A 23497-nucleotide genomic window follows, 5' to 3' on the forward strand; every position below is an offset into this window, starting at 1 on the left:
GACGATGTGCGGAGAAAAGAATGAGCCAGGGAATCAACAACGAAATGGCGGCCAGCAAGAGCCGCCGGATAGTCAAAAAACTACGCTGGTGGGTATTGGTGCTGTTTTTATTCGGCGTGACGGTGAACTATATCACCCGTAACTCGCTGGGTATTCTGGCCCCGGAACTGAAAACCAGCCTCGGCATTACCACAGAACAATATTCGTGGATTGTCGGTGCGTTTCAGTTGGCTTACACCCTCTTTCAGCCACTCTGCGGCTGGCTGATTGATGTGGTTGGCCTGAAACTCGGCTTTATGGTGTGTGCCATTATCTGGGCGTTGGCCTGTATTTTCCATGCTGGCGCAGGTAGCTGGCTGCACCTGGCGATATTGCGTTTCACCATGGGCGCATCAGAAGCCGCGGCAACCCCGGCGAACGCCAAAACCATCGGCGAATGGTTCCCGAAATCCGAACGCCCGGTCGCTGCCGGTTGGGCGGGGGTGGGTTTCTCCATCGGTGCAATGCTGGCACCGCCCATCATCTACTTTGCTCATGCCTCTTTTGGCTGGCAGGGCGCCTTTATGTTTACCGGCGTGTTGGCGCTGCTGTGGGTCATTTTGTGGTGGGCGTTTTACCACAATCCGGATAAACATCCGAACCTGAGTAAAGATGAACTGGCGTTTATCCAGCAGGATAATGAACCGCCAGCCGTCAAGCTGCCCTTCCTGACCGCACTGAAAACGGTGTCGAAAAACAAACGTTTCTACGGGATCGCCATCCCGGCGTTTATGGCGGAGCCTGCCTGGGCGGTGCTGAGCTTCTGGGTACCGCTCTATCTGGCAAAAGAGCACGGTATGGATCTGAAACAGATCGCCATGTTCGCCTGGTTGCCGTTCCTTGCCGCCGACCTCGGTAGCGTAGCGAGCGGCTACCTGACCAAACTCTATACCCGCTGGTTTGGCTGCACCCGCGTTAACTCCGTGGTTGCCAGCTCCGTCACCGGCGCATTCCTGATGATTTCGTTAGCCATTGTCGCTATCACCCGGGATCCGTACATCACCATCGTGTTGATCTCGATTGGCGGTTTTGGTCATCAAATCATCTCCTGCATGCTAAGTGCGCTGGTGGTGGAGTCGTTCGATAAAGGCCAGATGGCGACCGTGAATGGAATGCGCGGCTCCGCGGCGTGGATCGCCAGCTTCCTCTTCTCGCTGTTAATTGGCGTTACCGCCGACAAAATCGGCTTTAACCCGCTGTTTATTGCTATGGGTTTCTTTGACCTGATTGGCGCTATTTTCCTGGTGGCATTTATTGCTGAACGTCGCGCAAAACGCGCATGATTGTGGATGTCTGATATGAAAACCCTGAAGAACTGGACGTTGCAAAAACAGGCGGCTCACCACGTTGAGCTATTGGTGGACGGGCAACATACGCTGTGCCTGTATATCCTTGAGGAGAACCTGTTCCGCGTACTGCTAAAGCGTAAGGGCGAGCTGGCGCTGGACAGAACCTGGAGCATTGCGCCGGGTGAAGATGTGCCATGGGAAGGCCGTTCCCGCGAGGATTTATCCGGTTTCGGTCTGCCTACATGGTCGCTCACTGAGCAGCAGGATACGCTGACGGTGCAAAGCGCGCAGTTACGGGTGACCGTGCACCAACCGCTGTGGCTGGAGTGGCACTACCGTAATGACGCGGGTGAGTGGCAGTGGCTGGCGGGGGATCGCCCGACCAGCGCCTATCTGCTGAATGCGCACGGCGATGGCGTCGCGCACTATCTGAGCCGTAAAAAAGAGGAACGTTTTTATGGCCTCGGCGAAAAAGCCGGCAACCTGCAACGTAACGGTCAGCGCTACGAAATGCGCAACCTTGATGCCATGGGTTATAACGCGGCCAGTACCGATCCGCTGTACAAACATATCCCGTTTACCCTGACCCGCCGTGACGATATCAGCTATGGCCTGTTTTATGACAACCTCAGCAACTGCTGGCTGGATCTGGGCAATGAGATCGATAACTACCACACTGCCTATCGCCGCTGGCAGGCGGAAGCGGGCGATATCGATTACTACCTGTTTACCGGCGCACGCGCGCTGGATGTCACCAAAGCCTTTGTACGTCTAACCGGGAAAACGCTGTTCGGACCGAAATGGAGCCTGGGCTACAGCGGTTCAACCATGCATTACACTGACGCGCCGGATGCGCAAAACCAGCTGATGAACTTTATTCGCCTGTGCGAAGAACACGCCATTCCGTGCGATTCGTTCCAGCTCTCTTCCGGCTATACCTCGATCAACGGTAAGCGTTATGTCTTTAACTGGAACTATGACAAGGTGCCGCAACCGAAAGTAATGACCCAGGCATTCCACGATGCCGGGCTGAAACTGGCGGCGAATATCAAACCTTGCCTGTTGCAGGATCACCCACGTTACAACGAGGTGGCGGAAAAAGGCTTGTTTATTCGCGACTCTGAAACCAATGCGCCAGAACGTTCAAGCTTCTGGGATGATGAAGGCTCCCATCTTGATTTCACCAATCCGCAGACCGTAGCCTGGTGGCAGGAAGGCGTGACCACACAATTGCTGGAAATGGGTATTGACTCTACCTGGAACGACAATAACGAGTTTGAAGTGTGGGACGGCGAAGCGCGTTGCCAGGGATTTGGCCGTGAAATCGCCATCAAACATATTCGCCCGGTGATGCCACTGCTGATGATGCGAGCGTCAATGGAAGCCCAGCAACGTTTCGCACCGCAAAAACGCCCGTACCTGATCTCGCGCTCCGGCTGCGCCGGGATGCAGCGTTATGTACAAACCTGGAGTGGCGACAACCGCACCAACTGGGATACCTTGCGCTACAACACCCGGATGGGCCTCGGGATGAGCCTGTCCGGCTTGTATAACGTGGGTCATGACGTGGGCGGTTTCTCCGGCGATAAACCGGACGCAGAACTGTTTGTTCGCTGGGTGCAAAACGGTGTGATGCATCCGCGCTTTACCATTCACTCCTGGAATGACGACCAGACGGTGAACGAGCCGTGGATGTACCCGGCCATCACCCCGGCCATCCGCAGTGCGATTGAATTACGCTACCGCCTGCTGCCGTACCTGTATACGTTGTTGTGGCAAGCGCACGCCGATGATGAACCGATGCTGCGCCCCACGTTCCTCGATCACGAGCATGACGCGCAAACCTTTGAGGAGTGCGATGACTTCCTGCTGGGTCGTGACATTCTGGTTGCGAGCGTGGTGGAGCCAGGACAGCGCGAGCGCCGTGTCTGGCTGCCGGCCAATGACACCGGTTGGTATGATTTCTACAGCGGGACCTGGTATGCGCCAGGCCAGTGGATAACGCTGAATGCTCCGCTGGAAACCCTGCCACTGCTGGTGCGCGCCGGTGCCGGTTTGCCGCTGAGTGCGCGCATTACCCACGTGGATGCGCAAGCGGACACGACCCGTGAACTGCAACTGTTCCCGGTCAAAGGCTCGGGGCGTTCCGACGGGCTGCTGTTTGAAGATGATGGTGAATCCTGGGGTTATAAAGATGGCAATGCGCTGTGGCTGGAGTGGGAAATGGTCTGCACCGGCAGCGAGGTGGATCTGCGGATACGCACGCGCGGCGACTACCGCCCGGCGTGGAAAGCCCTGAAAGTGACGCTGCCGGCCAGTGATAAGCGCACATTGCGTGTCAATGGTGTGGCGGCAAACGAGTGGATACTGGCGTAATTTCCCCTCACCCTGCCCTCTCCCCATAGGGGAGAGGGTAAAATACGGGCACCAGCATCACCGGGGAGAGGGTAAAACACGGGCACCAGCATTACAGAGAAGCGGGTTGGCATCTCCCTCTCCCTATAGGGGCGAGGGTAAAACACCGGCCCAGCATTACAGGGAAGCGGATTGGCATCTCCCTCTCCCTCTCCCTGTAGGGGCGAGGGTAAAACACCGGCACCAGCATCACAGGGAAGCGGATTGTTATCTCCCTCTCCCTTTCAGGGAGAGGGCCGGGGTGAGGGTAAAAATCACTCGATACCCTGACTGCGCAGGTAATCCTCATAATTCCCGGAGAAATCCACCACGCGTTGCGGCGTAATCTCAATCACACGCGTTGCCAGTGAGCTCACGAATTCGCGATCGTGAGAAACAAAGATCAACGTGCCCTGATACATCTCCAGCGCCATGTTCAGCGACTCGATGGACTCCATATCCAGATGGTTGGTCGGTTCATCCATCACCAGAATATTCGGCTTTTGCATCATCAACTTACCGAACAGCATGCGGCCTTTCTCGCCACCGGACAGCACCTTCGCCGGCTTTTTGATATCGTCCTGGCTGAACAGCAAACGACCAAGGATGCTGCGCACCGCTTGCTCGTCGTCACCTTCCTGTTTCCATTGGCTCATCCAGTCAAACACGCTCAGATCGTTGTCGAAATCTTCCGCGTGATCCTGCGCGTAGTAGCCAATCTGCGCGTTTTCCGACCATTTCACCGTGCCGTTGTCGGCCGGCAGTTCGCCCACCAGCGTTTTCAGCATGGTGGTTTTACCCACACCGTTCGCCCCCAGAATGGCAATTTTCTCGCCCACTTCCAGCAGCAGATTGAAGTTCTTAAACAGTGGACCGTCATCAAAGCCTTTGGCAAGTGCTTCCACTTCCAGCGCATTACGGAACAGTTTCTTGTCCTGCTCAAAGCGGATGAACGGGTTCTGACGGCTGGAGGCTTTCACTTCTTCCAGTTTGATCTTATCAATCTGGCGAGCACGAGAGGTGGCCTGACGCGATTTAGAGGCGTTAGCGCTAAAGCGGCTAACGAAAGATTGCAGGTCAGCAATCTGCGCTTTTTTCTTGGCGTTATCAGCCAGCAAACGCTCACGCGCCTGGGTCGCGGCGGTCATGTACTCGTCGTAGTTGCCCGGGTAGACGCGCAGCTCACCGTAGTCGAGATCCGCCATATGCGTGCACACCATGTTGAGGAAGTGACGGTCGTGCGAAATGATGATCATGGTGCTGTCACGCTCGTTCAGCACTTGCTCCAGCCAACGGATGGTGTCGATATCCAGGTTGTTGGTCGGTTCATCGAGCAGCAGAATGTCCGGGTTCGCGAACAGTGCCTGCGCCAACAGAACACGCAATTTCCAGCCGGGAGCGACTTCGCTCATTGGGCCGTAATGCTGTTCAACCGGGATGCCAACGCCCAGCAGCAGCTCACCCGCACGCGCTTCAGCGGAGTAACCGTCCATTTCGCCGTACTGCACTTCGAGATCGGCAACTTTGTAACCGTCCTCTTCGCTCATTTCTGCGAGGCCGTAAATACGGTCGCGTTCCTGCTTCACCGCCCACAGTTCAGCGTGGCCCATGATAACCGTGTCGAGCACGCTGAACGCTTCAAAGGCAAACTGATCCTGACGCAGCTTACCAATGCGCTCGTTAGGATCGATAGAGACGTTCCCCAGTGTCGGCTCTAAGTCGCCGCCGAGGATTTTCATAAAGGTGGATTTACCGCTCCCGTTGGCGCCGATCAGGCCGTAACGGTTGCCGCCGCCAAATTTGACGGAAATATTTTCAAACAGCGGCTTGCTGCCGAACTGCATGGTGACGTTGCTGGTGACTAACACGGAAGTATCCTGAAATATGTGACAAACACCCTATTATGCCACAAATCCGAATGAGATTCCTGTTCGCTGTCTGTCCGCTAAACTGCAACCAAAGGGAAAAAAGTGTGATTTCGTACACATCTGAATTCCCTGGACGGTGGAATGCACATATAATGCGCTTCCTGCATTCTCAACCCAATGGCCTGTGTGGCAAAAATCTCGCACAACATGAACATGAAATTAACAACCCTTTTCGCGGCGGCCTTTGCTGTCGTGGGATTTTGCAAAAGCGCGTCTGCTGTTACTTATCCGCTGCCGACTGATGGTAGCCGTCTGATTGGCCAGAACCAGATCGTGACTATCCCGGAGGGCAATACACAGCCTCTGGAATATTTTGCGGCGGAATACCAGATGGGTCTGTCCAACATGCTGGAAGCCAACCCGGGCATTGATGCTTATCTGCCGAAAGGCGGTACCGTCATGAACGTTCCGCAGCAGTTGATTCTGCCGGACACGGTTCACGAAGGGATTGTCATTAACAGCGCGGAAATGCGTCTCTACTACTACCCGCAAGGCACTCACACGGTGATCGTACTGCCAATCGGTATTGGCCAGTTGGGCAAAGATACCCCGATTGCCTGGACCACCAAAGTTGAGCGTAAGAAGAACGGCCCAACCTGGACGCCGACCGCCAAAATGCACGCAGAATACGCTGCAATGGGTCAACCGCTACCACCTGTTGTCCCGGCCGGTCCGGATAACCCGATGGGTCTGTACGCGCTCTATATCGGCCGCCTGTACGCCATCCACGGCACTAACGCCAACTTTGGTATCGGCCTGCGCGTAAGCCACGGTTGTGTGCGTCTGCGTAACGACGACATTAAATTCCTGTTCGATAACGTGCCGGTCGGTACGCGCGTACAGTTCATTGATGAGCCGGTAAAAGCCACGACGGAACCGGATGGCAGCCGCTACATCGAAGTACACAACCCGCTGTCCACCACCGAAGCGCAGTTCACCGGCGGTGAGATTGTGCCTATTGCGCTGACCAAAGCCGTACAAGCCGTTACCGGTCAGTCTGACGTTGATCAGAACGTGGTTGATCAGGCGGTGCAGAACCGTTCCGGTATGCCGGTGCGTTTGAACTAACCTGAGGTTTGCTGGCCTGCCTGGCCGGATGGCGCGACGCATATCCGGCCTGGAGAGTAAGGCGCAGCGAACACCCGGTAAAAAAGCGGAGAAGATGCTCCGCTTTTTTTTATCCGTTATTGACCACAATAACCCCGCCGTGATCGTAACGATAATGACAGTGGGCGTACTCCAGCGGCGTGCCATCTTCCAGATAGATCACTTGCTCCACTTCCAGAACCGGATCGGTGTCGTCGCAGTTAAGATATTGCTTATCTTCCGCGCCAGGTTTCAATGCCCGCACAATGCGGTATGAACCCATGATCTTCAGCGCCAGCTCCTCCTGCACATAACGAAACACCGAGCTTTCCAGATGCCCACGATTGAGTCCCGGCACCAGATTGACTGGCATCAGGGTAAATTCCAGCGACACGGGCTCACCTTCCAGCAAACGCAAGCGATTAAAATCATAGACCGGGTCGTCCGGCCCTAGCAGCAAAGACGCCTGCTCTTTTTCCGTCGGGAAACGTAACTCAAAGCGGATAATTTTACTGGTGACTTCACCGACGTTTTCCCAGGTTTTGGTCGCCCCAAAGTAATCACTGCCCGGCAGGTCCCAGCGCGACTGCTGCAGGAAATTTTTGCGAATAAAGGTGCCCTGCCCCTGACGGCTGTAGACCAGTCCCTCTACAATGAGCTGCCGCATCGCCTGCTGAATAGTCATCCGGCTGGTGGCAAACTCGGCCGCCAGCGCAAACTGGTCCGGCAAGGGGGCACTGGCGGAATACTGCTGACTGAGAATGCGGCGCTTTATTTCCCGCGCAATAGTGATGTATTTTGCCGCCATATCCCTTCCTGCTGTTTTAGTCTATCCCATTGTTTCTCAAGGCCACTCGCTCAGATATTTTGAGGAAAGGCAGGTAGAAGAATACACCAAAGATGATGATCAGCAACTGCACCACCACCGCACGCCAGTCCCCTGCCGTTGCCAGCCAGGCGCTCAGCACGGGTGGCGTTGTCCATGGGATCATCACCACGCAGCGCGACATCCAGCCAAGCGTAGTGCAGAGCCAGCCAAACCAGATGCCTATCGCCGGAAGCAGCACGAAGGGGATCATCAGCGGCAAGTTGAACACTATCGGTAAACCGAAAATCACCGGTTCATTAATATTGAACAGACCGGGAGAAATAGCGAGCCGCGCTACCTGCTTCGCCGATTTCTGTCGGGCGAAGATAAAGATCGCCAACAGCAGCGAAATCGTACTGCCGGTACCACCAATCATGCCGAACGTCGGCACAAAAATGCTGTTGATGATATGCGGAATGGGCTGCCCGTTAGCAAAGGCCAGCATGTTCTCGTTGGTGTTGATCAATAAGAGTGGTTCAAGGATCACCCCATTCACCACCGTCTGGTGGATCCCCAGCGTAAACAGAAAGTTGCCGAAACTGTAGATGAACAGCGTCCCCGGCAGGCTGGTGTTGATTTGCCGTAACGGTTGCTGAATCAGCGTGGTGATCAGGTGGATCAAATCCGTGTTCAGCAGGTTGGCCAGCAACGCCGCCACAATGGCAAACGCAGATAACGTAATAATGGTCGGGATCAGCGCCGAGAAGGATTGTCCCACTGCCGACGGCACATTATCCCCCAACGAAATAGTGAATTTCTTCACGCTGGCCACGCGGATAAACAACTCTGTTGACAGCAGACCGATAATCACCCCGGCGAAAATCCCGGTGGAACCAATATTGGTGAAAGAGAGCATCTGACTGACAGTTACGCTGGCTTTCCCCCCCACAGGCACAACGTCGAGGTGCATTGGCATCATGATAATAAAGCTGCACAACGCAATGACCACGGCGGAGACCGGGTTACCGAAGTTCTTATTGCGCGCCAGTGACCAGGCTGTCATCGGCGCAATCAATAGCGCTGCGATATTCAGCGTGCCATTGATCACCGCTTCGCCCCACACCTTAAAGCGCGCCAGTGTTTCCCCCTCGAACACCCAGGGAAAGATCACGTTATTGATCAGCACCGCCAGCCCGGCGAGGATAAAAATGGGCATCACGGCGGCAAACGCGTCGCGCAGCGAACGCAAGTGCACCTGATTCGCCAGGCGGGCGGAGAAATCCACAAACTTATCGACAAACGACTGCATATTGGGCGTCATTTTCGTATCAGACATTGCGATGCCTCCCTCAATCCATCACGTTTACATATCGCGGCCGTTGCTGCGGATCACCTGTTGCAACCAGCGGTAGCTCTTTTTCGGTACGCGTTGCATATCTTTCAGATCGTGGTTTTCACGGTTCACATACACCACGCCATAGCGCTTACGCATATCACCCTGCGAACTGAGAATGTCGATCAGCCCCCACCCGAGGTAACCAATGACCTGGGCGCCGTCTTCAAAGATGGCGTCCTGCATCGCTTGCAGATGATCACGGTGGTAGGCAATACGGTAGTCGTCATTAATCGGGTTTACGCCATCCCACTCTTCAATCACGCCGATACCGTTTTCAATGGGAAACACCGGCAACCGCCAGTCGTTGTAATAGCGGCTGATAATGGCGCGGAAACCCAGCGGATCGATTTGCCAGCCCCACTCTGTAGCTGCAAGATACGGGTTGGCTTTATCGCCCTGTTGCAGGTAGTCATTCACTGGCGTACCCGGAGCAATAGCGTCGCTGTCCAGCGTTTTGCTGGCGTAATAGCTAAAGGCCATAAAATCGTTTTTCACCCGCGCGATGTGCGCGAGGTCTTCGTCACGGTAGATATCGCGAAAACCTTCGCGATCCACCACCGCCAGCACGGCCGGGCTGTAGCCCTGACCGGCGTAAACCCGTAACAGATTTTGGTTGATGAACTCGTCATATTGCATGGCGCAGAACACATCACGGGGTTTGCAGGTCGCCGGGTAGACTAACTGGTGCGCCAGCATACCGCCCATCAGCTTGCCGGGCTGCGTGTCGTGCAAATAATGGGTCAGCAGCACATGCGACATCATCACATGGTGCTGGATCTGGTACAGCTCTCTCAGGGTTTTCTCCCCCTTGAGGTAGCCGCCAACCTGAAACGCGCCCGGCATGTGGTAAATATTCTGTTCGTTAAACGTCAGCCAGTACTTCACGCGGCTGCCGAAGCAGTCGATCATCTTTTTGCCATAACGAACAAAGGCATCCTGCACACGGCGGTCGACAAAACCGTTGTACTGCTGCGCCAGCGCCAGCGGCATATCGAAGTGATAAAGGCACACCATCGGTTCAATACCCCGCGCCAATAGATCGTCAATAAAGCGATCATAAAAAGCGATGCCCTCCTCATTAAACGCGCCATCGCCCTGCGGACAGACGCGACTCCAGGAAATCTGAAAACGGTAGCAATTCATACCCAGATCCTGCATCAGATCGAAATCTTCGCGATACCGGTGGTAAGAATCAGTGGCAACTTTCCAGTCGGAGGCAAATTCGCTGGCTGCGCGGATATCGTAGACCGACATCCCCTTTCCACCCTCATTCCATGCCCCTTCAGTCTGCATGCTGGAGACGGAGTTTCCCCATAAAAAACCGGTCGGTAATGTTTTGTTCATCGCACTTTCTCCATGACTAGTCATTTAATTCATATGACTAGTCATATAGGCGATGGCGAAAAAGCAGGCAAAAAAAGAGTGCAGTTTTGTGATGGTTTTCGAAAGATTTGCCGAATGGCGTGATGGGCGGGTACAGCGAGTAGACGCGGTAAGTGATAATTGCAGGCCCGGTAAGCGAAGCGCCACCGGGCGACTGTAAAGGGTATAACTTACTGTTGTTTCAATTGATTACGACGGTATTCCCCCTGACGCTCCAGCATCCAGCCGGGGTATTCGCGTGGCAGTGCGCTCACAGCATCCAACTGTTGCAATTCGTCGTCGCTCAGGCGAACAGCAGTAGCGGCAATGTTGTCATCCAGTTGCGCTTCACGTTTCGCGCCAATGATCACACTGCTCACCACCGGCTGGTGCAGCAACCAGGCGAGTGCGATTTGCGCCACGGATACCCCTTTGCTGTCGGCAATGGTGCGCATCACATCCACACAATCGAAAGCCCGGTCTTTATTCACCGGCGGGAAATCAAACGTCAGGCGGCGACTCCCCGCTTCGCCCTGACCATCACGACTGTATTTGCCGCTCAGTAAACCGCCGGCCAGCGGGCTCCAGACCATCAGCCCCACGCCTTCGCTTTGCATCATCGGCACCAGTTCGCGCTCCAGATCGCGCCCGGCGATGGTGTAATAGGCCTGTAGCGAGGCAAAACGCGCCAGCCCCAACCGTTCTGAAATACCGAGCGCTTTGGCGATTTGCCACGCCGCCCAGTTCGACACACCGATATAGCGCACATGCCCGTGCTGCACCAGATTGTCCAGCGCGGCGAGTGTTTCCTCCATCGGCGTGGCAGGGTCAAAACCGTGTAACTGATAGAGATCGATATGGTCCAGCTGCATACGGCGCAGGCTCTCTTTCACGCTGTGAATAATGTGATAACGAGAGCTACCCCGCGAGTTCACCCCGGCGGTGCCCGTTTCACCGAACACTTTGGTGGCGACAATGACATTTTCACGCGGCACTTTCAGGTTCTTCAGCGCCTGCCCGGTGATCTCTTCTGAACGCCCGTTCGAGTAAACGTTAGCGGTATCAATAAAGTTAATCCCGGCATCCAGCGCGCGGCCCAGCAGCCTGTCGACTTCCGCTTGCTGCAACTGGCCAATTTGACCCCACATCCCCTCTTCACCGCCAAAGGTCATGGTGCCGAGGCATAATTCAGAAACAAACAGTCCGGTATTGCCCAGTTTTTTGTAGCGCATGTTGGCGTCTCCTCATCTGTTAGTTGACGCAGACAGTTATACGCAATCCCCCGTGGCGGCGAATGTGAGGATCCTGCCTGTTTCTTGCCCAATTCTCTGATTATCCGCGAGGCGCATCGCCAAACACAGGATAATCAGGGAGTTGCACATTTTGATAGGGTTCCCAGCCGCCACCTAACGCTTTGTAGAGCGCCACCAGGTCAAGGCTGTTCTGCACCCGCGCCTGTTCGCGCTGTTGGCTGGCCTGCGCCAGTTGGCGCTGAGCGTCCAGCACATCAATAAAGCTGGCGAGCCCCTGACGATAACTGTCGCTGGCCAGTGAGAACGCGTTTTGCAACGCGCTGATGGTTTTATCCAGTCCGGCCTCACGCTGCTGATCGGTGCGATAGCTAACCAGCGCGTTTTCCACATCGCCCAACGCTGTCAGCACCGTTTGACGATAATTCAGCACCGCCGCGCCCTGCTGCGCTCGGGCCAGTTTGACACTGGAGACCAGACGACCGCCCTGGAAAATCGGGATCGAGACCTGCGGACCAAAGCTGTAGAAGTGACTGCTCCAGTCGGTCAGCCAGTTGGTTTCGCTATTACGCAGGCCAAACTGGCCGCTCAGACTGAGGCTGGGGAACAGTTGCGCAACCGACACGCCAATCTGCGCCGTGGCGGCGTGCAGGCTGGCTTCCGCTTCCCGCACATCCGGACGACGTCGTGCCAGCGTGGACGGAATGCCGGTCGGTACACTGTCCGGCAATGCCGGTAAGGGCTGAGGGTTACGCAATTCGCTATCCAGCGCGCCAGGTGGTTTACCAAGAAGGATCGCCAGCGCATTCATCGCCTGCCGTTCCTGCGCCTGGTATTGCGGAAGCTGCGCTTCAAGATTGCCGACCTGAGCGCGGGCATTTTCCACATCCAGTTGCGGCGACAGGCCGCCTTTCTGCCGGTTATCGGTCAGTTCGAACGTTTGTTGCGCACTGTCGATCTGGGTTTGTAGCGTGGCAATAATGCGTTGCGCGCCGCGCAGTTGCAGCCACGTGCGCGCCACTTCTGCCTCCAGCGAAACCAGCGCATCATTACGTTGTTCAATCGCTTGTTGCTGCTGCGCCTGTGCGCTTTCCACCTGGCGGCGCACTTTGCCCCACAGATCCAGTTCCCACTGCGCATCAAAACTGCCCTGGTACAGATTCACCGGCTGGGTTAATGCGCCCAATGCACTGGTAATGGCCGGGTCCGCATCCTGCAATTGCCCTTCCACATTATGGGATTTCAGCTCCCCTTCAATGCCCAACTGCTGACGGGTGGCTTTCAGCGTGCCGTTGACCGAGGGCAGAAACGCGCCGCCAGCCTGATTAGTTTGCTCACGCGCCCCCGCAATACGCAGTACCGTCTGCTGGAGCGACAGATTCCCGGCGATCGCCCGTTCAATCAGACTGTTCAGCTGTGGCGAGCGGAACGTGGTCCACCAGCGGGGATTGATTGCCTGCGCAGAGGGTTGCGAGCCGACCGACGCATCCCCCGGATCGTGCCAACGTGCCGGGGTTTGTGGCCTCGCGGCCTGGTAATCCGGCCCTACAGCACAACCTGTAAGCCAGACAGAGAGAAAGAGTACGCAAAGACGTCCCGGCATAGTTAATGTGCTCCTGCGCTGCCTTCGCTTTTGATCGGCGACAGCAATAAACAAAAGGGGATCAGTAACAGCGCCACCACACTCAGCAGCGTGAAGACATCGATATAGGCCAGAAACCGCGCCTGGGCGATCATGGCCTTGTACATCTGCCCGCTGGCCGTGGAGAGGGGATCCCCCGCCAGGGCAGTGAAATTGTGAATAGCCTGCGCCGACGCACGCAATGCCTGCTGGAAGGGTTCGCTAAACGGCGAGGTATGTTCCGCTAAATGCGCACTGTGCGCCTGCGCGCGTTCGGTGATCGCTGCAGTCGACAACGAAATGCCTACCGAACCTGCGACATTGCGGAACATCGTGAACAGCGCGGCGGCATCGGCATTGAGCTGGCGCGGGATAGTAATAAACGCAATGGTCGTGAGCGGCACGAACAAAAATCCCAGACCAATAGACTGTGCGCTGCGAAACAGCATCAGCGTTTCGAAGTCGATATCCGGCGTTAAGGTGCGTGACCACCAGAACGAAGCCGCCAGGCAAAAGAAACCAAAAGCAATGATCCAGCGCGTTTGCACCACTGGCATCAGCTTGAGCACCAGCGGAATGGTCAACACAATTAACACCGCGCCAGGCGAAAGCACCAGCCCGGACCATGTCGCGGTATAGCCGAGATCCTGCTGAGCCAGCTGCGGGATCACCACCGAACTGCCATAGAGGATCATCGCCATACCCGCCATCAGCAAACTGGAGATCGCGAAGTTTTTATCCGCCATTGTGCGCAAATCCACCACCGGTTTTTTGGCATACAACAACCAGTAAATGGCCCCGACAATACCGACTGCCGTCAGCACGGCAAAGATGCGGGTAAAGTCAGAGTTGAACCAGTCCTCATCTTCACCGCGATCGAGCATCACTTGCAAACAGCCCAGCCCAAGGGCAATAAGCCCAATACCCGGCCAGTCGATGGTCAGTTTCTGCTTCGATTTACGTTCCCACGGTGGATCTTCCAGTAACTGATAAATCGCCAGCACGGTCACAATGCCGACCGGAATATTGATAAAAAACACCCAGCGCCAGGAGTAGTTGTCAGTGATCCAGCCGCCCAAGGTCGGTCCCATCACCGGAGCGACAATAATGGCAATAGACGAGAGGCCGAAAGCTTTACCGCGATCCTCCGGTTTAAAATAATCCAGCAGGACCGATTGCTGCGTCGGTTGCAGCCCACCGCCAAAAAAGCCCTGCAGAATGCGAAACAGGATGATCTGCCACAGTTCCGTGGCGATCCCGCACAGAAACGAGCAGAGGGTAAACATCACAATACAGATCAGAAAGAACTGCTTGCGACCAAACACGCGGCTCAGAAAAGCCGAAATCGGCAACACGATGCCGTTCGCCACAAGATAACTGGTGAGCACCCATGTTGATTCGTCATAGCTGGCGGAGAGTGACCCGGCAACATGCGGCAGCGCCACGTTGACAATAGTGGTGTCGAGGATCTCCATAAACACCGCAAGGGTGACCACCCACGCCACCGCCCACGGGTTGCTGGCTGGTCGCCAGTTATCGTGGCTGTGATCGGTCATTCCAGCGTCACCTTCGGTTCAACGGAGAGGCCCAGCGGCAGCGGTTTATTTGCATCCAGTCCTTTATCAATGACGATTTTCACCGGTACGCGCTGCACGATTTTGACAAAGTTACCGGTGGCGTTTTCCGACGGGAACGCGGCGAATTTCGATCCGCTGCCCTGCTGGATGCTGTCGATATGCCCCTCCAACACCATATCCGGCCAGGCATCCACTTTGACACTCACTTTGTTACCCGGACGCATACGCGCCAGTTGCGACTCTTTAAAGTTCGCCACCACCCATACGTCTGGTGAAACCAGCGAAAACAGCGCGGTGCCTGCCTGTACCAGCGTACCGTTTTGCACATTGCGTTTGGTGATAAAGCCGTCGAACGGCGCGCGCACTTCCGTCCACGACAGATTGAGCGTGGCGGTTTCTAACTGCGCTTTGGCCTGTTCAACTTGCTGCTGGCGGGCTTCGACATTGGTTTCCTGCTGGCGGATCTGCAACTGCACCTGTTCCGCCACTTCCAGCTGTGCCTGAGCGCTGGCGAGTTGCGCCTGCGCACTGCGTAACTGGGCGTTGGCGCTATCGATGTTCTGTTGCGTAGTTGCCCGGGGATCGACGCCGCGCTGGCGACGATACGCCGCTTCGGCGTTCGCCAGGTCAGCTTTGGCTTTCAGCACCTGAGCACGAGCTTCATCACGCTGCGCCGGGTACTGCACTTTTGACAGCGCCAGTTGCGCCTCTGATTGATGTAACTGCGCCGTTGCCAGACCCAGTTGCGCCTGCGCCTGGTCGCGCTGGGCTTTTGCATCACGAGGATCGATGACCACCAGCAGGTCGCCCTTTTTCACCCGTTGATTATCTTTCACCCGCAGTTCGGTGACATAGCCCGCGACTTTCGGCGCAACGGTTACCGCATCGCCATCGGTAAAAGCATCATCGGTCGTTTCTTCATTGCGGGTTAACAACCACCATACCAGCGCAACAATCACCATGACGCCAACCACAATGGCGAGAATGATCAAGGGCTTCTTTCCGGGGCGTTTACGTGCGTTGTTATCGTCTTTGTCATTGTCCTGAACGGCGTCAGGATGCGTTGTGTTTTCTGCCATAGTATCGCAACAGTCCTGTCAGGTAACGGCGCCAGGGGTGCGCCGTTACCTAAAGTTAGGCGGTTGCTATACATTTGCCAGGATAAACTGACAAATCAGCACTATCTGAATAAGAATAATCCGTAGCCGACCAGCGCGGCCCACAGCAGCATAGGGAGGGAATAGAGATGGAAGCGCCACCAAATACGGCGGTCATTTGCCATCCGTAAAGCAATCAGATTGGCCAGCGATCCAGGCAATAAACCGAAGCCACCCACATTCACCGCCCAGGCCAGCAAGGTGTCTGGCGGCACATAGTTGAGCAGCAAAATGGTGGCAGGTACGTTACTGATAAACTGCGACAGGCCAATCGCCGTTAACCACAATCCCGGTGACGAAAGCTGACTGGCGCTGGTGAGCACACTGTGCAGCGCAGGGAGCTGGATCAACAAATGCACATCAATAAACATGGCGATAAACACCAGTAGCAGTGTCCAGTCCACACTTAGCACGACCCGGCGCGCCAGCAACAAGAATCCTGCCGCGACCAGCACCAGCCCCCACAGCTCCTGCTTCAGCTCCAGTGCGGTAATAAAGATGAGATAAAAACCGAGGCAGCTCCATACCAGTTTTGGCTGCCAGTCCGCCGTTTTGCTGCCACTATGGTAGTTCAGCGCTTTTGCGGAAAAACAGAACCAGCACAGCGCCAGCAGGGTCACCATCATCGCCAGCGCCAATGGCGTCATCTGCCAGATAAAGGCCGGGAAAGAGAGCCCGGAACGGCCCCAGATCAGAATATTTTGCGGGTTGCCAATCGGGGTCAACAACGATCCGGCGTTAACCGCCAGTGCTTCAAAAATGATCAGCCTGTTGACCGGGATCTCACACAGCTTTTTTAGCGTGATGGTCAGCGGGACGACGATAAACAACGCGACATCATTGGTCAGAAAGGTGGAGAGCAGCGCGGCCGCCAGCACCATAAACATGGCCAGCCGCCGCTCCGTATGAAAACGGCGCACCATTCGCCGCCCAATCACATCAAAATAACCGCTCAACTCCACCCCTTTGGTCAGCAACATTAAACCGCTAAGGGTGATAATCGTGTGCCAGTCAATGGCGCCAGGCCAGTTTTTTGGCGCAAAGGGAACGGCAAAACAGAGCGCAATGCCAATGACGAGTAAGAGGTGTAAAAAGCGGTCACGCGCCAGGGCGCGGAAAAACGGCATGTTCATTCAGGGGATTGCTCATGTTGCAGCGTAAAGCGGCGGAAACAGTCGAGTGTTTCCTGGCTCACGTGGTGTTCCATGCCTTCGGCATCGCGGCGGGCGATCTCCGGGCTAACCCCGAGCACCAGTAAAAAACTTTCAACAATTTGGTGGCGTTCGCGGCTCTCTTGCGCCAGTTTTTCCCCTTCAGGGGTGAGGAACACGCCGCGCCAGGGAATCTGCTCAATCAGACCCACCGTCGCCAGCCTTTTCAGCATCTTGGCGACAGTGGGCTGCGAGACGCCAAGACGCGCCGCCATATCCACCTGGCGGGCTTCGCCCACGTCGCGGATCAAATCAGAAATCAGTTCGACATAGTCGTCAATCAGCTCACGGCGATGCGCTTCGCGTACCTGGCGAAAGCCTTCAACATGTTCTTCAACATTTACCAGCGTCACTTTTTTTATTGTTTGCTTACCTGCGCGACGATTCATTGTGCTTCCTCTGACAGTGTGACGCCTGTGCAGCATCATATAAGAGAAGCGCCATTGTAAACCATCCGTGAACCAGCACAAAAAATTAACGTAATAGCCATAGCTATACAACATAGCCTGTGCTATATCTGTATGTAATGTACTCACCTTTCATGGATGGAGAGGGGACAAACGTAAGGAGGAGAAGATGAATGAGTTTAAGAGGTGTATGCGCGTGTTTAGTCACTCTCCCTTTAAAGTGCGTTTAATGCTGTTGAATATGCTGTGCGATATGATTAACGGCAAACCGCAGCAAAACAACGATAACCCTTCACACTAATGCGGCGTCGCGGTACGCCGCTTCATTTTTCTGTCACAATTCCCCGTCATACTGGCTAATTCATCTAAAAATCCGGGTATTTTTGCTGGATTTGCAATCATTCTCTCAAAACAACCGCTTAGCGGGTGTTGACCTTCTTAGTGCCTCGCTTTATCTTTGCGCTGCCCTGCACAAATTGCGGCTCGCAGATGCGGACCCCCTCCCCTCTTCACGCGCACTGTCCGGCAGGTTTTGACCCTTACGCCAGGGTGAGCACATGGCGTTTTCGCGATAGTCATCAATGAGCCTAATTCTTAAAGAATCCGTTACGTTCCGTAGTCATACGATTAACCCGTGGACGGGTTTCTATTTTCTCCAGTCAATGGTGATCAATTCTGCTCTTGGTTACGAATTTAGTGTGTTGTACGCGGTCGTCTTTACCTGCGCTTTGCTGGTACTGTGGCGTCATGCCCCACGCGCGCAGAAAATATTCATCGGCATTACCTCTCTGGTTGCCGCGTGCTATTTCCCGTTTGGCCAGGCGTATGGCGCACCAAACTTTAATACCCTGCTGGCGCTGCACTCGACCAATATGGAAGAGTCGACGGAAATTCTGACTATCTTTCCGTGGTATCACTACGCCATTGGCGTATTTATTTTCGCGCTCGGTATCGTTTCGCTGCGCCGCCGGGTGACCACACCCTCAACACCGTGGCTGAAATGGGACACGATGGGCGTTATTTTTTGCGTCGGCTCCTACTTTATCGGCCCGGTGCAAAACCACTTTCATGGCTTCGAGTTTCGCTTATACGATACCGGCGTTCCGGTGTTGCGCTTTGTGCGCGATGTAGCGGTAAACAACTACGAAGTTGTGAAAGAGCAGGAGAACATGGCGCAACTCTCGCGCATGAAAGACACCTGGAATGTGCTGGCGGTAAAACCGAAATACCATACCTATGTTGTGGTGATTGGCGAAAGCGTGCGCCGTGACGCTATGGGCGCTTTTGGCGGCCACTGGAACAACACCCCTTTCGCCAGTCAGGTGAATGGCAACCTGTTCATGGATTACATCTCAGCCAGCGGTTCAACGCAAAAATCCCTCGGTCTGACATTAAACCGCGTGGTGAATGGCGAGCCCCAGTATCAGGATAACTTTGTTACGCTGGCGAACCGCGCGGGTTTCCAGACCTGGTGGTTCTCGAACCAGGGTCAGATTGGCGAATATGACACCGCCATTGCCAGCATCGCGAAACGCGCCGATGAGGTGCAATTCCTGAAAAACGGTGATTTTGAAGCAAACAAAAACGCCCGTGACGAAGATCTGCTGAAGATGACCGCGCAGGTCTTTTCAACTGCCCGCAAACAACCGCAACTGATTGTGCTGCATCTGATGGGTTCGCATCCGCAAGCCTGCGACCGCACTGGTGGGAAATACAACGAGTTTGTGCAGTCGAAAGAGACTTCCTGCTATCTCTACTCCATTACCCAGACCGATGATCTGCTCGGCAAACTGTACTCACAACTGGTGAATACCGGCGACAGTTTCTCTATGGTCTACTTCTCCGATCATGGACTGGCGTTTAAAGAGCGCGGCAAAGAGGTGCAGTATCTGGCGCATGACGACCACTTCCAGCAAAACTTCCAGGTGCCATTTATGGTGCTGTCCAGTGATGATAAAACGCATCGGGTGATTAAAGCGCGTCGCTCAGCGAACGACTTTTTGAGCTTCTTCTCGCAATGGACGGGGATCTCCACCGAGCAGATTAAAAATTCTTACCGTTTTATTTCCGAACAAAAAGCCAGCCCGGCTTACATTACCAACTTTAAGTTACAGAAAGTTGACTACAACCATCTGGGCACGGATATCTTCGAAACACGCAGTCGCCGTTAAGCTTTTGCGTTTACTGCAGACAAAAAAAATCCGCCCAATGGGCGGATTTTTTATATCGCCGAAGCGATTAGAAGCGGTAACCAACACCGGCAATCCAGGTGCCAACGTCAACGCTACGGATACGGCTCTGCTCGTAGGAGAAGTCCAGAGCAACGTTTTCCATCGGGTTGAACTGCAGACCAGCGCCGTAAGAGAAGCCATAATCGCTGGTGTCAGAGGTTTTAGCCACTGCTTCAGTCTGCTGGAATTTACCGTAGCCAACACCGACAACACCGTAGATGCTTGCCCAATCGTTGATGCGGTAAGCCGGACCAGCGGTAATGCCGTAGTACTGAGCTTTGTTGTAGACGCTGTCTTCGGTACGGTCTTTTTCAGTGTAAGTAAAGGAACCGATCACACCCAGCGGGTTGTTGTCTTGCTCGTAACGGTATTTCAGGTTGAAACCGTTAGTTTTGTTCGCGATGCCCTGCGCGTCGCTCTGAGCATAACCACCGGTTACGGTAGATGTTGCTGCAACTGCAGAACCTGCGGATACCGCCAGAAGTGCGGCCAGTGCTGAAAGACATGCAATTTTTTTCATAACCACCTCAAATGTGCTTCAAGTAAATCCTACGTCCTACGTTTTTAATATATCAAAAATTGTTAAGAAACTCTTTGCGCGAAACGATGTCTAAAGCGTCATTTCATGTAACAGAACGTTTCTGCCCTTGACCAACTCTTTCAAAAAACAGTCATTTCTCCGCATAACACACCATTATGATGCCTTACAAATGGCACGTTCATCCGGATAATTCCTAAAAGGACAGGTTAATTAACCACCAGATGTGCTCTATTCTACGGATATTGCCCCTGCTTTTTTTCAACAAACGCTCAACCGGCCGGGGGTAATTCAAGTAGACTGATTGTTTTACTTTCAATTGACATAAATTGACGGGAGAAAGGATGCCTGGGCTGTCTCGTACCATGCCGGTATGGCTACCGGTTATTGTGCTTCTTATTGCGATGATCTCCATTCAGGGCGGCGCATCGCTGGCGAAATCGCTATTTCCGCTGGTGGGCGCGTCGGGTGTCACGGCGCTGCGACTAGCGCTGGGCACGTGCATCCTGGCGATTATTTTCAAACCCTGGCGCCTGCGCTTCACACCGGAACAGCGCCTGCCACTGCTGTTTTATGGGCTGTCGTTGGGCGGCATGAACTATATGTTCTATCTCTCGATTCAGACCGTACCACTGGGTGTTGCCGTTGCGCTGGAGTTCACCGGCCCGCTGGCTGTGGCATTATTCTCTTCCCGCCGCGCGGTGGATTTTATCTGGGTGGTACTGGCAGTGCTCGGCCTGTGGTACTTATTGCCATTGGGCGAAAACGTTTCCCACGTGGATTTGACCGGTGCCGCATTGGCGCTGGGCGCGGGTGCCTGTTGGGCGGTGTACATTCTTTCCGGCCAGCGCGCAGGCGAAGAACATGGTCCGGCGACCGTGGCGCTGGGTTCATTGATTGCTGCACTGATTTTTGTCCCCCTTGGTGCATTCCAGTCCGGGGAGTTGCTGTGGCACTGGTCGGTATTACCACTGGGTATCGCCGTGGCTATTTTATCGACCGCACTGCCTTACTCGCTTGAGATGATTGCCCTGACCCGTTTGCCGACCCGCACCTTCGGTACGCTCATGAGTATGGAACCGGCACTGGCGGCAATGTCCGGCATGATTTTCCTCGGCGAGACGCTCACCGCCCAGCAGGTGCTGGCGCTAATGGCGATTGTCATTGCCTCGATGGGATCAACGCTCACGCTGCGACGGGAAGGTAAAATCAAAGAAGTGGATATTGGCTAAATAATTATTATTCAGCGTGGGATAATCCTCACGCTGAATAACGGCATGGTTAAACAGACATTATTTCTTACCTTTATGTACATTTCTCTTTAATTAGAGTTAAAGAGACATCATAGCCTGCAATAGAATTTAATTTTTATTTAAATTCAATCAATTAAGATTAAACCCTCACAAAACCATCCGCTATATAGCTTCTGCTATTGAACCGATAGGCACAGCCAAATCAGAAAATCTTAATCTGGTGCTATACTTAGTTTCGGTAATTACCTGGGACACAAACATCAAGAGGATATGAGATTATGAGTACCGCTAAACTGGTAAAAACGAAAGCGTCTAATCTGCTTTATACCCGTAACGATGTATCGGATAGCGATAAAAAAGCGACCGTTGAGTTGCTGAATCGCCAGGTGATCCAGTTCATTGACCTGTCGCTGATCACGAAACAGGCCCACTGGAATATGCGCGGTGCTAATTTTATTGCCGTTCATGAAATGCTGGATGGCTTCCGTACTGCGCTGGTCGATCACCTTGACACCATGGCGGAACGCGCCGTACAGCTGGGCGGTGTAGCGCTCGGTACCACGCAGGTGATCAACAGCAAAACGGCGCTGAAAAGCTACCCACTGGATATTCACAGCGTGCAGGATCACCTGAAAGAGCTGGCTGACCGTTACGCCATCGTGGCAAATGATGTGCGTAAAGCCATTAGCGAAGCAAAAGACGAAGACACCGCAGATATCTTTACCGCGGCGTCACGCGATCTGGATAAATTCCTGTGGTTCATCGAATCCAATATTGAATAATCCATAAGCATTATCAATGCCCCCTCGCTTTCATATGAGGGGGTTTGCACTTTTATGGTGCACACTTTTCCCCCTCCCCCTCGCCATAAGTTACTGCTACGTAATAATCACATCACAAAATTGTTAACAACAGATTGTTTTACGTGCGAATTGCGCGCTAAATAGAAGCAAAACAGGCCATCTTGCTGAATTGCACCAAATCAGTGACTCAAAATGGTGCATAACAACAATGTTGCTACACTTATTGTGCAACCGTGTAAAGCTTCGCCTTTACAAAACAATAGGTTGTAAACCTGGCATGATTTTTTCATACTGCGTTCATTCTCGCAGGGGCTCGCTCCCCGGATACAAAAGGAAAAACTATGAAGTCTGTATTGAAATTTTCCCTTGCTGCACTCGCTCTCGCCTTTGCTGTTTCTTCTCAGGCTGCTGACAAAAAACTGGTTGTTGCAACCGATACCGCCTTCGTTCCCTTCGAGTTCAAACAGGGTGACAAATACGTTGGTTTCGACGTGGATCTGTGGGCAGCTATCGCTAAAGAGCTGAAACTGGATTATGAACTGAAGCCGATGGACTTCAGCGGCATCATCCCTGCGCTGCAAACCAAAAACGTTGACCTGGCGCTGGCAGGCATCACCATTACCGAAGAGCGTAAAAAAGCGATCGAATTCTCCGACGGCTACTATAAAAGCGGTCTGCTGGTAATGGTCAAAGCCAACAACAACGACGTAAAAAGCGTGAAAGATCTTGATGGCAAAGTACTGGCTGTGAAGAGCGGCACCGGTTCTGTTGATTACGCGAAAGCCAACATCAAAACCAAAGATCTGCGCCAGTTCCCGAACATCGATAACGCCTATATGGAGTTGGGCACCGGTCGCGCTGATGCGGTACTGCACGATACGCCAAACATCCTGTACTTCATCAAAACAGCAGGCAATGGTCAGTTCAAAGCGGTAGGCGAGTCTCTGGAAGCACAGCAGTATGGTATTGCGTTCCCGAAAGGCAGCGATGCCCTGCGTGAAAAAGTGAACGGTGCGCTGAAAACCCTGCGTGACAACGGCACGTACAACGAAATCTACAAAAAATGGTTCGGTTCCGAACCTAAATAATTATTATAAAATTTAAAGTGTTACACCTCAGGGGCGGCTTTCGCCCCTGATACATTTGA

General features: G+C 54.0%; 19 protein-coding genes. 8 read left to right on the forward strand and 11 right to left on the reverse strand.

Annotated elements, in window-relative coordinates; all coding sequences use genetic code 11:
- Positions 1 to 20 precede the first annotated feature (20 nt).
- Both O9K67_RS16690 and O9K67_RS16695 read left to right on the forward strand, forming a co-directional pair.
- Complete coding sequence (locus tag O9K67_RS16690) at positions 21 to 1322, forward strand: MFS transporter (RefSeq protein WP_061494581.1); 1302 nt, start codon at positions 21 to 23, stop codon at positions 1320 to 1322.
- A 15-nt stretch (positions 1323 to 1337) separates the two neighbouring features.
- Positions 1338 to 3704: a glycoside hydrolase family 31 protein gene (locus O9K67_RS16695; RefSeq protein ID WP_061499907.1), complete on the forward strand. Its 2367-nt coding sequence runs from the start codon at positions 1338 to 1340 to the stop codon at positions 3702 to 3704.
- Between the two features lie 293 nt (positions 3705 to 3997).
- Here O9K67_RS16695 and O9K67_RS16700 read toward each other — a convergent pair whose 3' ends face one another.
- Positions 3998 to 5590, reverse strand: a complete 1593-nt coding sequence (locus tag O9K67_RS16700; RefSeq protein WP_061494580.1) for an ABC-F family ATPase — start codon at positions 5588 to 5590, stop codon at positions 3998 to 4000.
- Positions 5591 to 5797: 207 nt separating this feature from the next.
- Between O9K67_RS16700 and ldtB the strand changes: the two genes are divergently transcribed.
- Positions 5798 to 6718, forward strand: coding sequence for a L,D-transpeptidase (gene ldtB / locus O9K67_RS16705; RefSeq protein WP_061499904.1), 921 nt, complete (start codon positions 5798 to 5800; stop codon positions 6716 to 6718).
- A gap of 109 nt (positions 6719 to 6827) precedes the next feature.
- On the opposite strand, the gene O9K67_RS16710 is transcribed toward ldtB, so the two are convergent.
- From O9K67_RS16710 to mntR, 9 genes are all read right to left on the reverse strand, one after another.
- A complete protein-coding gene (locus O9K67_RS16710) occupies positions 6828 to 7544 on the reverse strand; it encodes a GntR family transcriptional regulator (protein ID WP_061494579.1) in 717 nt (238 codons plus the stop codon).
- A 16-nt stretch (positions 7545 to 7560) separates the two neighbouring features.
- Positions 7561 to 8880, reverse strand: a complete 1320-nt coding sequence (locus O9K67_RS16715) for a PTS sugar transporter subunit IIC (RefSeq protein WP_061494578.1) — start codon at positions 8878 to 8880, stop codon at positions 7561 to 7563.
- A gap of 27 nt (positions 8881 to 8907) precedes the next feature.
- Positions 8908 to 10284, reverse strand: coding sequence for a glycoside hydrolase family 1 protein (locus O9K67_RS16720; RefSeq protein ID WP_061494577.1), 1377 nt, complete (start codon positions 10282 to 10284; stop codon positions 8908 to 8910).
- Positions 10285 to 10493: 209 nt separating this feature from the next.
- Positions 10494 to 11534, reverse strand: coding sequence for an aldo/keto reductase (locus O9K67_RS16725; RefSeq protein WP_061494576.1), 1041 nt, complete (start codon positions 11532 to 11534; stop codon positions 10494 to 10496).
- Between the two features lie 100 nt (positions 11535 to 11634).
- Positions 11635 to 13155, reverse strand: coding sequence for an efflux transporter outer membrane subunit (locus O9K67_RS16730; protein WP_061494575.1), 1521 nt, complete (start codon positions 13153 to 13155; stop codon positions 11635 to 11637).
- A 2-nt stretch (positions 13156 to 13157) separates the two neighbouring features.
- Complete coding sequence (locus O9K67_RS16735; protein WP_061494574.1) at positions 13158 to 14729, reverse strand: DHA2 family efflux MFS transporter permease subunit; 1572 nt, start codon at positions 14727 to 14729, stop codon at positions 13158 to 13160.
- Complete coding sequence (locus O9K67_RS16740) at positions 14726 to 15829, reverse strand: HlyD family secretion protein (RefSeq protein WP_061494573.1); 1104 nt, start codon at positions 15827 to 15829, stop codon at positions 14726 to 14728. Before O9K67_RS16740 ends, O9K67_RS16735 begins: the two co-directional genes overlap by 4 nt.
- A 101-nt stretch (positions 15830 to 15930) precedes the next feature.
- Entirely contained in the window at positions 15931 to 17040 is a 1110-nt protein-coding gene (locus O9K67_RS16745) for an anion transporter (RefSeq protein ID WP_061494572.1), read from the reverse strand.
- Positions 17037 to 17507: a manganese-binding transcriptional regulator MntR gene (gene mntR, locus O9K67_RS16750; protein ID WP_061494571.1), complete on the reverse strand. Its 471-nt coding sequence runs from the start codon at positions 17505 to 17507 to the stop codon at positions 17037 to 17039. The genes O9K67_RS16745 and mntR overlap by 4 nt, the downstream gene beginning before the upstream one ends.
- 187 nt (positions 17508 to 17694) lie before the next feature.
- On the opposite strand from mntR, the gene mntS reads away from it, so the two are divergent.
- Both mntS and O9K67_RS16760 read left to right on the forward strand, forming a co-directional pair.
- A complete protein-coding gene (gene mntS / locus O9K67_RS16755) occupies positions 17695 to 17826 on the forward strand; it encodes a manganase accumulation protein MntS (protein ID WP_061494570.1) in 132 nt (43 codons plus the stop codon).
- A gap of 280 nt (positions 17827 to 18106) precedes the next feature.
- Positions 18107 to 19696: a phosphoethanolamine transferase gene (locus tag O9K67_RS16760; protein WP_061494569.1), complete on the forward strand. Its 1590-nt coding sequence runs from the start codon at positions 18107 to 18109 to the stop codon at positions 19694 to 19696.
- Between the two features lie 67 nt (positions 19697 to 19763).
- On the opposite strand, the gene ompX is transcribed toward O9K67_RS16760, so the two are convergent.
- Positions 19764 to 20276: an outer membrane protein OmpX gene (gene ompX, locus O9K67_RS16765; protein WP_061494568.1), complete on the reverse strand. Its 513-nt coding sequence runs from the start codon at positions 20274 to 20276 to the stop codon at positions 19764 to 19766.
- A 362-nt stretch (positions 20277 to 20638) separates the two neighbouring features.
- On the opposite strand from ompX, the gene rhtA reads away from it, so the two are divergent.
- The 3 genes from rhtA (at position 20639) to glnH (ending at position 23438) form a co-directional block, all read left to right on the forward strand.
- Positions 20639 to 21526 (forward strand): threonine/homoserine exporter RhtA, encoded by an 888-nt coding sequence (rhtA, locus tag O9K67_RS16770; protein WP_061494567.1) that lies wholly within the window; start codon positions 20639 to 20641, stop codon positions 21524 to 21526.
- 299 nt (positions 21527 to 21825) lie between these two features.
- Positions 21826 to 22329 carry a DNA starvation/stationary phase protection protein Dps gene (gene dps / locus O9K67_RS16775; protein WP_061494566.1) on the forward strand — a complete coding sequence of 168 codons (504 nt, stop codon included), beginning with the start codon at positions 21826 to 21828 and terminating at the stop codon, positions 22327 to 22329.
- A gap of 362 nt (positions 22330 to 22691) precedes the next feature.
- Positions 22692 to 23438, forward strand: a complete 747-nt coding sequence (glnH, locus tag O9K67_RS16780; RefSeq protein ID WP_061494565.1) for a glutamine ABC transporter substrate-binding protein GlnH — start codon at positions 22692 to 22694, stop codon at positions 23436 to 23438.
- The last annotated feature ends 59 nt before the right edge of the window (positions 23439 to 23497 follow it).

Source organism: Kosakonia oryzendophytica (assembly GCF_027886705.1).
In the GTDB taxonomy this organism is placed as follows: domain Bacteria; phylum Pseudomonadota; class Gammaproteobacteria; order Enterobacterales; family Enterobacteriaceae; genus Kosakonia; species Kosakonia oryzendophytica.